The 13892-nt window shown below is 57.6% G+C and carries 17 protein-coding genes; 6 read left to right on the forward strand and 11 right to left on the reverse strand.

Annotation, left to right across the window (positions count from 1 at the left end; translation table 11 throughout):
* Positions 1-525, reverse strand: coding sequence for a DUF1415 domain-containing protein (locus G7047_RS18070; RefSeq protein WP_371813894.1), 525 nt, complete (start codon positions 523-525; stop codon positions 1-3).
* Positions 526-610: 85 nt separating this feature from the next.
* Here G7047_RS18070 and G7047_RS18075 point away from each other — a divergent pair, with 85 nt between their 5' ends.
* From G7047_RS18075 to G7047_RS18085, 3 genes are all read left to right on the forward strand, one after another.
* The gene (locus G7047_RS18075) at positions 611-961 is read left to right on the forward strand and encodes a transposase (protein ID WP_056265811.1); all 351 of its coding nucleotides are present in this window, start codon (positions 611-613) and stop codon (positions 959-961) included.
* Entirely contained in the window at positions 958-1290 is a 333-nt protein-coding gene (tnpB, locus tag G7047_RS18080) for an IS66 family insertion sequence element accessory protein TnpB (RefSeq protein WP_056265807.1), read from the forward strand. Before G7047_RS18075 ends, tnpB begins: the two co-directional genes overlap by 4 nt.
* An 81-nt stretch (positions 1291-1371) precedes the next feature.
* The gene (locus G7047_RS18085) at positions 1372-2901 is read left to right on the forward strand and encodes an IS66 family transposase (protein ID WP_166311894.1); all 1530 of its coding nucleotides are present in this window, start codon (positions 1372-1374) and stop codon (positions 2899-2901) included.
* On the opposite strand, the gene merR is transcribed toward G7047_RS18085, so the two are convergent.
* Positions 2890-3327 carry an Hg(II)-responsive transcriptional regulator gene (merR, locus tag G7047_RS18090; RefSeq protein WP_056265803.1) on the reverse strand — a complete coding sequence of 146 codons (438 nt, stop codon included), beginning with the start codon at positions 3325-3327 and terminating at the stop codon, positions 2890-2892. The genes G7047_RS18085 and merR overlap by 12 nt on opposite strands.
* A 42-nt stretch (positions 3328-3369) precedes the next feature.
* Here merR and merT point away from each other — a divergent pair, with 42 nt between their 5' ends.
* The 3 genes from merT to G7047_RS31170 are packed head-to-tail and all read left to right on the forward strand — an operon-like array spanning position 3370 to position 4267.
* Positions 3370-3744 (forward strand): mercuric ion transporter MerT, encoded by a 375-nt coding sequence (gene merT / locus G7047_RS18095; protein WP_056265800.1) that lies wholly within the window; start codon positions 3370-3372, stop codon positions 3742-3744.
* Positions 3745-3758: 14 nt separating this feature from the next.
* On the forward strand, positions 3759-4043 hold the full coding sequence (merP, locus tag G7047_RS18100; protein ID WP_056265797.1) for a mercury resistance system periplasmic binding protein MerP: 285 nt from the start codon (positions 3759-3761) through the stop codon (positions 4041-4043).
* The gene (locus G7047_RS31170; RefSeq protein WP_082585479.1) at positions 4043-4267 is read left to right on the forward strand and encodes a GDCCVxC domain-containing (seleno)protein; all 225 of its coding nucleotides are present in this window, start codon (positions 4043-4045) and stop codon (positions 4265-4267) included. The genes merP and G7047_RS31170 overlap by 1 nt, the downstream gene beginning before the upstream one ends.
* A gap of 34 nt (positions 4268-4301) precedes the next feature.
* Here G7047_RS31170 and G7047_RS31175 read toward each other — a convergent pair whose 3' ends face one another.
* The 9 genes from G7047_RS31175 to G7047_RS18150 form a co-directional block, all read right to left on the reverse strand.
* Entirely contained in the window at positions 4302-4433 is a 132-nt protein-coding gene (locus tag G7047_RS31175; protein ID WP_166308458.1) for a DUF1415 domain-containing protein, read from the reverse strand.
* A 76-nt stretch (positions 4434-4509) separates the two neighbouring features.
* The gene (locus G7047_RS18115; RefSeq protein WP_166308461.1) at positions 4510-5682 is read right to left on the reverse strand and encodes a deoxyguanosinetriphosphate triphosphohydrolase; all 1173 of its coding nucleotides are present in this window, start codon (positions 5680-5682) and stop codon (positions 4510-4512) included.
* Between the two features lie 63 nt (positions 5683-5745).
* The gene (gene aroB / locus G7047_RS18120) at positions 5746-6843 is read right to left on the reverse strand and encodes a 3-dehydroquinate synthase (protein WP_166308464.1); all 1098 of its coding nucleotides are present in this window, start codon (positions 6841-6843) and stop codon (positions 5746-5748) included.
* 177 nt (positions 6844-7020) lie between these two features.
* A complete protein-coding gene (locus tag G7047_RS18125; RefSeq protein ID WP_166308467.1) occupies positions 7021-8619 on the reverse strand; it encodes an Ig domain-containing protein in 1599 nt (532 codons plus the stop codon).
* Between the two features lie 17 nt (positions 8620-8636).
* The gene (pilQ, locus tag G7047_RS18130; protein WP_166308470.1) at positions 8637-10778 is read right to left on the reverse strand and encodes a type IV pilus secretin PilQ; all 2142 of its coding nucleotides are present in this window, start codon (positions 10776-10778) and stop codon (positions 8637-8639) included.
* Complete coding sequence (locus tag G7047_RS18135; protein ID WP_166308473.1) at positions 10775-11329, reverse strand: pilus assembly protein PilP; 555 nt, start codon at positions 11327-11329, stop codon at positions 10775-10777. The genes pilQ and G7047_RS18135 overlap by 4 nt, the downstream gene beginning before the upstream one ends.
* Positions 11326-12012, reverse strand: a complete 687-nt coding sequence (locus G7047_RS18140) for a type 4a pilus biogenesis protein PilO (RefSeq protein ID WP_166308476.1) — start codon at positions 12010-12012, stop codon at positions 11326-11328. Before G7047_RS18140 ends, G7047_RS18135 begins: the two co-directional genes overlap by 4 nt.
* Positions 12002-12628 (reverse strand): PilN domain-containing protein, encoded by a 627-nt coding sequence (locus G7047_RS18145; RefSeq protein WP_166308479.1) that lies wholly within the window; start codon positions 12626-12628, stop codon positions 12002-12004. The genes G7047_RS18140 and G7047_RS18145 overlap by 11 nt, the downstream gene beginning before the upstream one ends.
* Positions 12625-13704, reverse strand: a complete 1080-nt coding sequence (locus G7047_RS18150) for a pilus assembly protein PilM (protein ID WP_371813895.1) — start codon at positions 13702-13704, stop codon at positions 12625-12627. Before G7047_RS18150 ends, G7047_RS18145 begins: the two co-directional genes overlap by 4 nt.
* Between the last annotated feature and the right edge of the window lie 188 nt (positions 13705-13892).

Below are 13892 nucleotides of genomic sequence, written 5' to 3' on the forward strand. Positions count from 1 at the left end.
TCACGCCTTCGCTTGCTGCTGCATATGCGGGCACGCATGGGCACCGACATCGAGCGCATCCCAGCCCTGCTTGCCCAGCTTCTCGAGCACCTCGATGTTGCGCTCAAAGATTTCTTCAGCTTCAGGGAAGGCTTCCACAGCCTTGTCGATGCTTTCCTCGCGCAGCAGATGCAGCGTGGGATACGGCGTGCGATTCGTGCAGTTGCTCACGTCATCCAGATCGGTGCCATCGAACTGGAACTGCGGATGGAACGATGCCACCTGCAGGATGCCGCCGAGATCGAGCGCCTCGATCATGTCGTCGGCCAGCTCCAGAAAATCGTTGAAATCCAGAAAATCCTCGAGGCAATCGGGCGCCATCAGCAGCGTGGTGTCGCGCTTTTCCGCCGAGATTTCGGCAAGCGCCTCAAGTTCGCGGTGCAGATCGTCCGCCAGCTCACGCGCATCGGTCGCATGGCTCACCACATAGTGGATCTGCCCCTTCACATGCACGCCTTTCGCGAACGGGCACAGATTCAAGCCGATGACGGTAAGCGCACGGTCATCCCACCCTTGAAGGGATTGGTCTAAGCGGCAACGATGGTGTCCACCAAAGATTTAGGTGGACACCATGAATGAAGCCAAGAAGAAGACCCGCCGGCGGCACAGCGCCGAGCTCAAGCAGCAGATCATTGCTCAGTGCGCCGAGCCGGGTGCATCGGTGGCCAGCATTGCCTTGTCGTACGGCATCAACGCCAACGTCGTTCACAAGTGGCGCCGCGAAGCGGGTGGCGCGCTGCCTGCACTCCAGGCCCCCGCATTCGTTCCAGTGCCGCTGCCGCCAGCGGCATGTTCACCAGGGCCTGCACTTGCACCAGACATCCGCATCGAGCTGCGCCGTGGCGCCACCACCGTCTCGGTGACCTGGCCATTGGATGCGGCCGACCAGTGCGCCGTGTGGATGCGAGAGCTGCTCAAGTGATCCGGGTTGATGCGCTGTGGCTGGCCACTGAGCCGCTGGACATGAGATCGGGCACCGAGACGGCGCTGGCTCGCGTGGTGTCGGTCTTCGGCGCAGCGCGCCCGCACCACGCCTACCTGTTCGCCAATCGACGCGCCAACCGCATGAAGGTGCTGGTGCACGACGGCATCGGTGTGTGGCTGGCAGCGCGTCGCCTCAACAGCGGCAAGTTCGTCTGGCCGCGTGATGCGGCAAGCACCGCCTCGCTCACCCGAGCCCAGTTCGATGCGCTGGTGCTGGGCCTGCCCTGGCAGCGCCTTGGCAACGGTGGTGTCATCACCGTGGTCTGACTCTGAAGCGCAGACCGGTGCTTGCCAATTGGGGCATGCGCCAATGGTGCGCGTGTGCCAGTGCTGGCACAGTGGATGCCCATGGTGGTCGAGCCTCAATCCCTGCAGAGCCTGAGCGCAGAAGAGCTGCGTGAGCTGACCACGCGCCTCATGACGCAGCTGCGCCACCAGAGCGCGTTGCTGGACAAACTCACGCACGAGAACGCGCTCTTGAAGCGCATGAAGTTCGCAGCTCAATCCGAACGCTTCAACCCCGAACAGAAGAGCCTGCTCGAAGACGAGATCGAGGCCGACCTGGCAGCCGTGGCCACCGAGATCGATGCGCTGCAAGAAGCGCAGGCGCCCGCCAAGGTTGAAGAGAAGAAGGTTCCCAAGCGCGCGCCGCTGCCAGCCAACCTGCCGCGGCGCGAGATCCGCCACGAGCCCGACTCGACCACCTGTGCCTGCGGTTGCCAGATGAAGCGCGTGGGCGAGGACGTGGCCGAGAAGCTGGACTATGTGCCTGGCGTCTTCAGCGTCGAGCGCCACATCCGGGGCAAGTGGGCTTGTGCGAAGTGCGAGACGCTCACCCAAGTCCCCGTCGATCCGCACATCATCGACAAGGGCATCCCCACCACCGGGCTGCTGGCGCAGGTGCTGGTGGCCAAGTACGCCGATCACCTTCCGCTGTACCGCCAGGAAGCGATCTTTGGTCGAGCTGGTCTCGCGATCCCGCGTTCCACGCTCGCTCAGTGGGTGGGCGCGTGTGGCGTGCAGTTGCAGCCACTTGTGGATGCCATGAGAAACGAGCTGCTGCAGCACCGCGTGCTGCATGCCGATGAGACGCCGGTGTCCATGCTCAAGCCGGGCAACGGAAAGACGCACCGGGCCTACCTCTGGGCCTATGCCACGGGTGCCTTCGAGAACACCAAGGTGATCGTCTACGACTTCTGCGAATCACGCTCGGGCGAACATGCCCGGCGCTTCCTGGGCGACTGGAGAGGCAGCCTCACCTGTGACGACTTCAGCGGCTACAAAGCCTTGATCGCCAGCGGCGTGACCGAGGTCGGTTGCCTGGCGCACGCGCGGCGCAAGTTCTTCGATCTGCATGCAGCTAACCAGAGCCAGATCGCCGAGTTCGCGCTGCAGCAGTTCGGTCGGGTCTACGAAATCGAGCGCGAGGTCAAGGAGCTCAGCGCCGATCAGCGCCGGGCCATCCGGCAACAACAAACGAAGCCGCTGCTCGATGCCTTGCACCAGTGGATGCTGCTGCAACGCCAGAAGGTGCCCGAAGGTTCAGCGAGCGCCAAGGCGCTGGACTACAGCCTGCGGCGCTGGGTGGCGTTGACCCGGTTCGTCGACGATGGGCAACTGCCTTTGGACAACAACTGGATCGAGAACCAGATCCGGCCCATTGCCATTGGTCGCAACAACTGGCTCTTCGCTGGCAGCCTGCGCGCGGGCCAACGCGCCGCCGCCGTCATGAGCTTGATCCAGTCAGCGCGCATGAACGGGCATGACCCCTACGCCTACCTGCGCGATGTGATGGCACGTCTGCCCATGCAGCGCGCCAGCCGCATCCATGATCTTTTGCCACATCGCTGGCAGTCCACCACTGCTTCAAATCTGTAGCGGAGGCGACTGCCTCTCCATTGCCGCAATCAGCGGGCAACGGACTTTGCCTCTCCCAGAACTGCAGAGATCGATCAGTTCAGAGAGTACGGCTTCCATTCGGTGCAGGTCTGCAAGCTTGAGTTGAACTTCGGCGAGCTTGGACTCTGCGTGTGTACGGGCTTGAGCGCAGCTCGCACCATCGTCGAGTTGCAGCAACTGCGCGGTCTCATCCAGGCTGAACCCCAGCCGCTTCGCAGTCTTGATGAAATGCAATCGCGATAGGTCATTCTGGTCATATCGCCGAATGCTGCCCTGGGGCCGTTCTGGCTCGGGCATCAGCTCCTTGCGTTGGTAGAACCGTATGGTCTCTACATTGACACCGGCCGCCTTGGCCAGATCACCAATGGTCAAGCCGGGGTGGGCATGCGGAAGAGGAAGGCTCATGGTGCTTGACTCCGTACCAATGTACGGGACTAAGCTTAAGCCATGTCAACAAAATCTACAGACATTTCTGCCCGTGCCACTGGCGGTGGAAAGGCCTTGATCGCGGGTGGCCTGTCCGCGCTCCTTGCGTCCGCCTGCTGCCTTGGCCCTCTGGTGCTGATCATGCTGGGCATCTCTGGAGCATGGATCAGCACGTTGACGCTGCTGGAGCCGTACCAACCACTGTTCATTGGTGCAGCCACTATCGCCTTGATCTTTGCGGCGCGCCGGATATGGCGCCCGGTTGTGGCCTGTGAAGCGGGACAGGTATGTCAGCGGCCGATGGTCAGCCTCTCCTACAAGGTGCTGTTTGCCCTGGTGACCCTGTTGCTGGTGGCCGCGCTGGTGTTCCCCCTGTTCGCCCACTGGTTCTACTGATGAAAGGCTCCGACATGAAGCGGTTGATCATGACCACTGCAGCACTCTTGCTGCTGACGCCCGGCTGGGCTGCCCAACAAAGCGTCACTCTGTCGGTGCCCGGCATGAGTTGTGCCACTTGCCCCATCACGGTGAAGAAGGCACTGACCCAGATCGACGGAGTCATTGGCGTCAAATCCAACCTGGCCAAACGAGAGACCACGGTGGTCTTTGATGACACCAAGGTCAAGGTGGACGTGCTGACCAAGGCCACCACGGAAGCTGGATTCCCGTCATCTGTTGCCCCGGCAAAGCCGTAATGGATTTGATCTTGGACTCTGTTCTGACGTGCCCTGAGTGTGGGCATGCCAAGAACGAAACAATGCCGACGGACGCGTGCCAATGGTTCTACGAGTGCGAAAGTTGCCACACGGTCTTGCGCCCAAAACCGGGCCATTGTTGTGTGTTCTGCTCGTTCGGTTCGGTGCCGTGCCCTCCAATCCAGGCCGGTGGCGACGAAGCTTGCTGCGGCTCCAAAACGTAGGGGTCACTCCACCTCTGCGACTTCCAGCGGTAGATCAGGGTGGGGTGCCCGGACGCTTACCGATGACGGCCTTTTCAAGCCATTGGACGGTGTCGGCCACCACTTGGCCGTCGCGCACTGCGAGCGCTGAATCTGTGGGGGACGCGGAAGTGTTCTCTTCGGACATGGATGTATTTCGTGGGATCTGAGGGGCAGTATTTTAGGCCCCCGCCCTTTTTGCATCCGCTGGCGGGTCTTGCGCTTCAAGCGCTGAGCAGCCGCGAACCCGTCAGCCGCTCGTGCTCGCGCCCGGCATAGCGGTCGGTCATGCCCGCAATGAAATCCGCCACCACGCGCGCGCGTTTGAGTTCATCACCCGCCAGCGCCTGCGCTGCCTGCGCGGGCGGCATCTCGGACGGGGTCTGCAGGTAGATCGCGAACAGCTCGCGGATCACCTGCTGCGCAAGCGCCATGGTGTCCATCACCTGCGCATGGCGGTACAGCTCGCGAAACAGAAACTGCTTGAGCGCCAGCGACTCGGCACACATCTGCGCCGAAAACTGCACCAGCGCGGGCGCACGGCGCACATCGTCCACACTGTCTGGAGCGTGTCCGGCAATCGCGCGCGAGGTCGCGTTGATCACGTCGTAGACCTGATCACTGAGCATGCGGCGAATGGTTTCGTTGAGCAATCGGCGCTGACCGGATTCGGCCTGCAATTGAGGATGGGCGGCGAGCGCCTGCAGTCTGTAGCGCTCGAACAAAGGCACGGAGCACAGCTGCTCCATGCTGATGAGTCCCGAGCGCACACCATCATCCACATCGTGCGCGTTGTAGGCGATTTCGTCGGCGAGGTTGCAGAGCTGCGCCTCCAGACTGGGCTGCCAGCCGCGCAGAAAGCGCTCGCCGACGCCATGCGGCTCGCGCTGCTCGATGAGCTCGGCATTGCGCCGCGAACAGTGCTTGAGAATGCCCTCGCGCGTCTCGAAGGTGAGGTTGATGCCGTCATAGTCGGGATAGCGTTCCTCGAGCGTGTCCACCACACGCAGGCTCTGCAGGTTGTGCTCAAAGCCACCCCAGTCCTTCATGCATTCATTGAGCGCGTCCTGTCCGGCGTGACCAAACGGCGTATGCCCCAGATCGTGGGCCAGGCAAACGGCCTCAACCAGATCTTCGTTGAGCCTGAGCGAACGGGCAATCGATCGCCCCAACTGCGCCACTTCGAGAGAATGCGTCAGGCGCGTGCGGAACAGATCGCCCTCGTGATTGAGGAACACCTGCGTCTTATAGACCAGCCGACGAAACGCGGTGGAATGCACGATGCGGTCACGGTCCCGCTGAAACTCGGAGCGCGTCGGCGCGGGCGGCTGAGGAAAGCGTCGCCCGCGACTTTGGTCGGAATGGCAGGCACAGGAAGCGAGAGGCTGGTGGTTCATCAACACATGCTGCAAGTCTTCGCTCCTTCGCATCTCGTCTCGCCAATTCACTCGTTCATGGGTTCATTCGCAGCAGGCGTCGATCACTTCTCGCACCAACGCATCCGGCGCGGGCCGCATAATGGCCTTGCCCGGTCCGTCGATCAGCACGAAGCGGATCTCGCCCGCCTCCGATTTCTTATCGATACGCATGAGCTGGAGATAGCGACCGGCGTTATCGTCAGCATCAATGCGCGGACCACGCACCGGCAATCCCGCGCGCTCGATCAGCGCACGCAGACGCCGCACAAAGGCCTCGTCCACCATGCCAAGGCGCTTGGACAATTCAGCCGCCATCACCATGCCAGCCGCAACGCCTTCCCCATGCAGCCATTTGCCGTAGCCCATGCCCGCCTCAATCGCATGACCAAAGGTATGGCCGAAATTCAAAATCGCCCGCAACCCGGACTCGCGCTCGTCCTGGCCCACAACCCAAGCCTTGATCTCGCAGCTGCGCTTAACCGCATGGGCCAAGGCCGACCTGTCGCGCTGGAGCAGCGCATCCATATTGCTCTCAAGCCAAGAGAAGAATTCCATGTCGTAGATCGGCCCATACTTGATGATCTCCCCAACCCCCGCCGCCAACTCGCGCGCGGGCAAGGTATCGAGCGTGTCGAGATCGCACACCACCCACTGCGGCTGGTAGAACGCACCGATCATGTTTTTGCCGAGAGGATGATTGATAGCAGTTTTGCCACCAACGGAAGAGTCCACTTGGGCGAGCAAGGTGGTCGGCACCTGAACAAACGGCACCCCGCGCATGTAGCTGGCAGCGGCAAAACCAGTCATGTCACCGATGACACCACCACCGAGCGCGAACAGCACGGCCTTGCGGTCGGCACCGTTCTCAAGCAGCGCGTCGAAGATCTTCTGCAACGTCTGCCAGGTTTTGTATTCCTCGCCGTCAGGGAGGATGACGGTGTGCACGGCACGGTATTGCCCCTGCAATGCACTCTGCAGCTTGCTCACATAGAGAGGCGCCACGGTTTCGTTGGTGACTATCAGGGCTGATGTGCCTTGGGGCAAAGCACGGTTTGCATTCAGGTCAGTAAGCAATCCCTCGCCGATATCGATGAAGTAACTGCGCTCATCCAGTGGGATTTCGACGGAAACGGGAGACATATATTTCTGTGCCAAAAGAGAGGGGTGACCTGCGGAAGTGTAGGGCACTTCAAAGTGGCGCGTGGTTCAAGCCATGTCAAAACAAAAAAGCCCCGAAAATCATTCCGGGGCTTTTGAGATGCTGAAGTGACTGCTCTTTCCAGAGCTAGCCACTTCTGTTGACTCACGATATCGTGATCAAGGGCACTGTTGAGTGGAACCAGCGCTCAGAGTGAACGAAACGCGCTTGGACACAGTCGCGCTGCCACGCTTGGCGGTCACCAAAAAGCCTTGTGGGCCGCATGCATCACCAGTGATGGTAGTAGTCGTCACAGGGGGCGTTCCCGCCGTAGTAGTAGTGGTGACCGATGTTGGGGTGCCACTTACAAAACCAATACCGGCTGCAGAGGAACTACCAGCCAACCACTTTGGCAGTCCACCAAAGGTCCACTCTACGGCGACTGTCGGATCACCACCCGTAGCAGAGAAGCCATACTGATACACCGACCCCATAGTGGCATTCGGAATTGCGCAGGTGTTGTTGATATCACCTGAGCAACCGCTCAGATTGATGGACAAAGCATCTGCTGTTGCAGTACCCGTTACCGCGACCGTCAGATTCTTTTGAACTGTCGTACCTGCATTGTCCGTCACCTTGATCACCAATGGGTAGGTACCGACCGTTTTCACAGATGGCGTACCCGAGATCAAACCAGCGCTGTTCAACGCCAGACCCAAGGGCATGGTGCCACTCACCAAAGACCATGCATAAGGTGCATTTCCTCCCGACGCTTCCAGTGCGAAGGTATAGGGCATTCCATTGACGGCATCAGGTATTGCCGTTGTAACCATCGCCAGCGCGGTCGACGAAATAACACTGTCGTAAGCAGTGACGACCAGATATGAGGTGATCGCATCCTGAATGCCATTCGCGACATTGTTGTCCGAACGATCTGTCACGAACTGCAGCAAAATCGGGCCCTTGTTGGGACCGCTCTGCAACGAGAACAGCGCAGTACCGCCGACACTTTGAACGCGGATGGAGGAACTCTTCTGTGAAGACGCTGTAAGCAGCGCACCAACGCTTGCATCGTTGCTTGCCGTAGTCAACGGCAGTACGCTGACTTGAAGATTGGCAGCAGTCGGATTCGGAACTGCCTGGTTGGCGTCGTCATACAGCGAAGCCTGAATAGCCACACTATTAGCCAAATTGACCAAATTTGTGCTTGTCCCGAGAGGGGCCGTAGCCTGCGCTTGGCCAATCACCCAAGCCGCCTTGCCTGTAGACGCACCGACGGTGATATCCACACTTGCGGCGATTACCTTACTGTCACGCGGATCGGTCACAGAACATGTGATACGAGTAGTTCCCGCTTGAGTTCCCGCATGGAAGTGAAAAGAGTTGCCACCTGAATTTGAGCCAAGGGTAATAGAGCGATACGCATTGGGCACCTTGACGCCGTTCACGTCCGTTTCGTGCGAACTATCCCCATCCAAATAATACAAAGCACCCGAATCCAAACCAGCAGCTGTATTACACGCAAAGATATCCGTGCCACCTGGAATTGGCTTGCCATCGGTCTCTGCGCTCACATACAACGTGGTCGTATAGCGCGCATATGCACCAATAGTCGCAACATTGGTACTAGGATCGATATTGATAGGCAGCTGCGTCTTGTCAGCCCTCAGCGAAATTGTGTAGGGCTGTGCAGACGTCCCCCCGCTACCACCGCCGCCGCCGCATGCAGTGATCACCGCAGCGATCAGAAGCGACGATAGTCTCAAAATTTTCTTCATCTCATTCACCTTACAAATTAACGGATCGGTCCGCGATCAGAAATCACCTTCGGTGTAATAAACACCAACACCTCATTTTTGGTCGATTCCCGAGTTCTATTCTTGAATAGATTACCCAGCACAGGAACGTCCCCCAAGAAAGGGACTTTATTCTCCTGGCTGGTTTCTTCCATAGTGAAAATACCGCCAATCACGACCGTTCCGCCATTCTCCACCAGCACTTGTGTCTTCACATGCTTGGTGTCAATGGCCACACCCTGGGTCGTCGTCTCACCTCGGCTGTCCTTGTTCACATCCAAGTCCAGAATGATATTGCCTTCTGGCGTGATCTGCGGCGTAACTTCAAGCTTCAGAACAGCCTTCTTGAACGAAATGGTGGTTGCACCATTCGGCGCTGTCACCGAGTATGGATACTCGGTGCCTTGCTCAATCAAGGCCTTGGTTTGATCAGCAGTGATCAATCGTGGACTGGACACGATTTTGCCCTGCCCGTCCGCTTCCATGGCGGAGAGCTCCAAGGTCAGGAAACGATTCGCTGCCGAATTGAAGATCGACAATGCAAAATTTCCAAATGCAGACGTATTGGAGAGCCCTGCAGGCAGATTCACAAAATTGCTAGAGCTATTGTATGTTTGCCCCGCCACGCCAGCGGCTGCATTTGCATTGGACATACTGGAGCCAAGCGCCACTCGATTTCCGCCGCCAATCGAGTATCCACCATCACCGCCATTCGATGCACGCAAATCGCCACCGCCGAGTTTTACACCCAGAGAGCGACCAAACGTATCGCGCGCTTCAACGATGCGAGCCTCAATAAGAACTTGGCGCACAGGGACATCCAAATTCATCAGGAGTTGCCGCACTTCTTCAAGCTTACTTGGCGTATCCGTCACAAACAGTTGATTCGTTCGAGGTTCAGCAATTGCGTGGCCGCGTGCAGTCAAGAATCGAGTGGTAGCACCTGCGCCACTACCACCACCACTGGTAGTCAACTGCGCGAGCATTTCAGTCGCTTTTGCATAATTCAGCTGATAAGACTGTGTCCGCAATGGCTCCAATCGCTCAACCGCCTGAGCAGCCTCGAAGTCCTTCTTGGTTCGCTCATCAATTTCATCCTTTGGAGCAATCCAGAGCACCGTTCCGGATTTGCGCATACCAAGTCCCTTGGCATCCATGATGATCTGCAGCGCCTGATCCCAAGGAACATCCTTCAAGCGAAGCGTCAATGAGCCAGTGACCGTATCGGATGTAACGATATTGAAATTCGTGAAATCAGCAATCACCTGAAGCAGAGAACGCACTTCGATATTCTGAAAGTTCAGCGACAGCTTCTCACCGGTATACCCAGGACCTTGTGACAGCTTATTCAGATCCACCTTCTTCTGGCGCACTTCCACCACAAACTGGTTGTCACTCTGATAGGCACTGTGCGTCCAGTCGCCAATGGAATCAATCACCATCCGCACTCGCTCACCATCTTGTGAGCTGCTGATCATCTGCACGGGTGTACCAAAGTCTGAAACATCCAACCGACGACGCAAACCCTCTGGCAGCGACGAGCGCATGAACTCCACGATCAGCGACTTGTTCTGCTGTTTGATATCCACACCGACCTGGCTGTTGGTCAGGCTAACCACAACACGGCCCGCACCATCCGCGCCGCGACGAAAATCGACATCCTTGAGTGGCGACGAGTCACGGTTCTGGTCTTCCGCGAACTTGGTGGCAACCGGCATCGGCACTGATGCGTTTCCGCCCACGGCACCCAGAATCACCAACAGGCTGTTGCCTTGGATCTCCGTGGAGTACGTAGTCGCCTGCTTCAGGTTGATGACCAAACGGGAGCGCGATGCGCCTTGAGCGATGTTGGCCGACTTGAGGTTGCCCTGATTGATATCAAAGGTGCTCTTGCCCGTGCCATTGGACACATCGGGAAAGTCCAGCGCTATGCGAGCTGGAGACTGAACGACAAACCCTGCAGGCACCTCAGCCAATGGCTCGGACAGGTCAATGCGCACCACTTCGGCGCCGCTTTGCGTGAAGCCAGAAACCGACTGAATGACACCACCCGCATGTGCGAACGTTGTTCCCATCACTGCGAACAACACAATTCCCGCTGTCCACAGTTTCTCTCGAAGGTTGATTTTTTTGCTGATCATTTCTTTCCCTCTGGACCTTCCTGCAGGTCAAGCGTTGCCGGACGTTCGATCCAATCGCCTGATGGATCCTGGACAATTTCTCTCAACTGAACACTGGTTTCCGAGACTTTGGTCACCAAACCGTAGTTTTGGCCCAAATGATTGCCCACCCTCACCTGATACAACAATTTGTCTACCTTGATCAACGCGATGGGCACGCTATTCTTGTTCATGCTTCCCACCATGTGAATGGCGTCAAGCGGATAACTCTCGAGCGGCTCCTTGCGTCGCGCCAGCTCTGGCGTTATCAGCGCCGAATTGACAGCCGAGCTGTTCGAATCACGCTTGAGCGCTTGCGTCAAGCGCATGGCCTCAAAGGGATCCAGCGAACCATCCAATCCGTACTCCGCAGGAGTGAACTGCTTGGGCTCTTCAATCGGTGTGATTTTGGGTTTGATGGTAGTGCGCAACTCGGCCATCCATGTGCGCAGTTCGGTTTCGTCATCCGAAGCGCACCCGGAAAGCAGTGCCAAGCCGCATAACATCAATATTGAATAGGCGTGCTGCTTCATTTCTTCTTCCTCGCAGCGTCTGTGGCCCTTTTCTGCTCCGCAATTTCCTCGGGATCGAGATAGCGGAACGTCTTGGCTGTTGCATCCATTGCGAGCATTCCGCTGCCATCCTTTGCATTCACTGGCGTGATCGAAAGATTGTTGAGCGTCACGATCCGCGAAAGGTTGGCAATGTCGGAAGCAAATGACCCGATATCAGGGTATTTGCCCGTCACGCGCACAGTGATCGGCAACTCCGCGTAGTAGTCGCGAGCCACCACCTGCCCTGGGCGGAATGTCTCGAATTGCAGGCTGCGTCCAAGCCCGGCCTGATTGATGTCTGATAGCAAAGCGGACATTTCTGACTTGCTTGGCAGCTGCTTTTCCAGCTGCGTCACATACTGCTGAACCTGCTCTCTCTGCTTTTTCAGTGCCTCCAAGCTCACTGCTTTAGTGAGTTTTTTGGTGTACTCATCACGCAGAGTCAGTTCCTTTGCCGCTTCAGCCTGAAACTGATCTTCGTAGTCCTGAAGCCAGAAATACCAAGCGCCACCAACCACGACCACCGTGATCAACGCACACAGCAGAATCTTGGGCAGGATGGGCCAAATAGACGGGTCTTTGGGATCCAGGTTGGAAAACTGTCGCTGAAGTTTTTCCTGAACCTGCGCCATCTCGAATTTTGGAGCGCGCTTACTTGCCATTGGCGGCTCCCTTCTTGTCAGTCTTCTGGGCTGCGTCCGCTTCCTTCTTGAGGTCGGAGCTGCGCATCAACTGGAATCGCATCTTGAACGATGCAACACGTCGCACATCCTTGGATGACAACGTCGCATTGGCAGCCACGATTTCCAGCAATTCAGGCTTGGCAAACCACGGGGTATTGCTCGAGAGATTGCGCAGCAACTCGGAAACCCGTTCGTTCGATTGGGCCATGCCCTGCATCTCTACCACTTGATTGGTCTGCTTGACCCCGGTGATGTAGATCCCATCCGGCAACTGCAACGCCAACTCCTTCAGAAGGTATACCGGCAGATTCCGGTCAGCCTGAAGGTCTTCCACCGCCTTTTGGCGCGCGCGCAGAGCAGCAATCTCATCTTCGATCGACGCGATTTCCTTGATCTGCTCGTCCAGTTTCTTGATCTCGCTCTGCAGGAACGCATTGCGACCTTGCTGGTTTTCGATCTTGTTCTGGTACCACATGTACACCGCACCCGCGATAAGCACACCCAGCACTGCGGCCAGAAACATAGTGACCTGAAACGCCTCTTTCCGACGCTTTCTGGCCGCTTCTCTATGAGGAAGCAGGTTGATTAACATCACTGCAGAAACCTCCGCATCGCCAACCCACAAGAGGTGAGATAGGTTGGCGCCTCTCGTACCATTTTCTTGAGTCGGACAGAGCCCGCGATCTCCATTCCGTCAAACGGATTGATCGTCGAGCAGGCAAAGCCCGTGTTCTTGGTGACCGCTTCTGTCAAACCTGCCAATGGAGCTGATCCACCCGCCAGCATGATGTGGTCCACGCGGTTGTATGGCGTACTGGTGAAGAAGAACTGAAGCGCGCGAGCCACTTCCTGCGCCAAACTATCCACAAATGGACGCAGCACTGCCGAGTTGTAATCCTCCGGCAGGTCGCCGCTGCGCTTTTTGGATTCAGCCTCTTCCTGTGAGAATCCGTACTGACGCACAATCAGTTGGGTCAGTTGCGAACCCCCAAAGGCCTGATCTCGGTCATACAACACTTCGTCGTTGCGCAGAACCTGCATGCTGGTGGTCATTGCGCCGATTTCAAACAGCGCGACCACCGCGTCCTGCCCATTGCTTGGAAGAGACTCCACAAGCCGATGAGCAGCCATGCGGGCCGCGTTGGATTCGATGTCGATAACCATGGCCTTCAAACCAGCCGCTTCGGCCAGACCTTGGCGGTCTTGGACTTTTTCCTTGCGGGATGCGGCAATGAGCACATCGACATCATCGGGAGCCGACTTGTTCGGCCCGAGCACGCAGAAGTCGAGGCTGACTTCGTCCAGCGAAAATGGAATGTACTGGTTGGCCTCCGACTCCACCTGAACTTCCATCTCCTGCTCGCTCAGGCCACCCGGCAACGTGATACGTTTGGTGATGACGGCAGAAGACGGCAAAGCCAAGGCCACATGCTTGGTCTTGGTCCCGCTTTTTTTCACGAGTCGCTTGATGGCCTCAGCCACTTCCTCGAATTTTTCGACGTTGCCGTCAACGATCCAGCCGCGTTCCAATTGTTCCATGGCGCAACGCTCGAGCACGTACGACCCGGCCTTGTCGCGTCCCAGCTCTACGAGCTTGACACTGGACGAGCTGATGTCTATCCCGAGCAACGGGGCAGACTGCCTACCAAAAAGTGACCCCATTGTTATCAAGATCGCCTCCCATAATTTCCCACCGATAGAGCGCAACAAAACTTAACACTTCACATGAATGCTATCAGTAAGGTTGTTATCCAGCAAAGAGTTTTAGCCAATTTAGGCCCCGATGCCGTTGTCAAAAGCAGACGCTCTGGCCGATCCTGTTTCCCTGCACGGCTCCATAAATTCAATCAAAACATGAT

Origin of the sequence: Diaphorobacter sp. HDW4A, from assembly GCF_011305995.1 — a bacterium.
Classification (GTDB): Bacteria; Pseudomonadota; Gammaproteobacteria; order Burkholderiales; family Burkholderiaceae_C; genus Diaphorobacter_A.

Coding starts and splice junctions, on each gene's coding strand:
- G7047_RS18075 (WP_056265811.1), top strand. CDS start 611: ATGAATGAAGCCAAGAAGAAGACCCGCCGGCGGCACAGCGCCGAGCTC.
- G7047_RS18085 (WP_166311894.1), top strand. CDS start 1,372: ATGGTGGTCGAGCCTCAATCCCTGCAGAGCCTGAGCGCAGAAGAGCTG.
- merR (WP_056265803.1), bottom strand. CDS start 3,327: ATGAGCCTTCCTCTTCCGCATGCCCACCCCGGCTTGACCATTGGTGAT.
- merT (WP_056265800.1), top strand. CDS start 3,370: ATGTCAACAAAATCTACAGACATTTCTGCCCGTGCCACTGGCGGTGGA.
- merP (WP_056265797.1), top strand. CDS start 3,759: ATGAAGCGGTTGATCATGACCACTGCAGCACTCTTGCTGCTGACGCCC.
- G7047_RS31170 (WP_082585479.1), top strand. CDS start 4,043: ATGGATTTGATCTTGGACTCTGTTCTGACGTGCCCTGAGTGTGGGCAT.
- G7047_RS31175 (WP_166308458.1), bottom strand. CDS start 4,433: ATGTCCGAAGAGAACACTTCCGCGTCCCCCACAGATTCAGCGCTCGCA.
- G7047_RS18115 (WP_166308461.1), bottom strand. CDS start 5,682: ATGAACCACCAGCCTCTCGCTTCCTGTGCCTGCCATTCCGACCAAAGT.
- aroB (WP_166308464.1), bottom strand. CDS start 6,843: ATGTCTCCCGTTTCCGTCGAAATCCCACTGGATGAGCGCAGTTACTTC.
- G7047_RS18125 (WP_166308467.1), bottom strand. CDS start 8,619: ATGAAGAAAATTTTGAGACTATCGTCGCTTCTGATCGCTGCGGTGATC.
- pilQ (WP_166308470.1), bottom strand. CDS start 10,778: ATGATCAGCAAAAAAATCAACCTTCGAGAGAAACTGTGGACAGCGGGA.
- G7047_RS18135 (WP_166308473.1), bottom strand. CDS start 11,329: ATGAAGCAGCACGCCTATTCAATATTGATGTTATGCGGCTTGGCACTG.
- G7047_RS18140 (WP_166308476.1), bottom strand. CDS start 12,012: ATGGCAAGTAAGCGCGCTCCAAAATTCGAGATGGCGCAGGTTCAGGAA.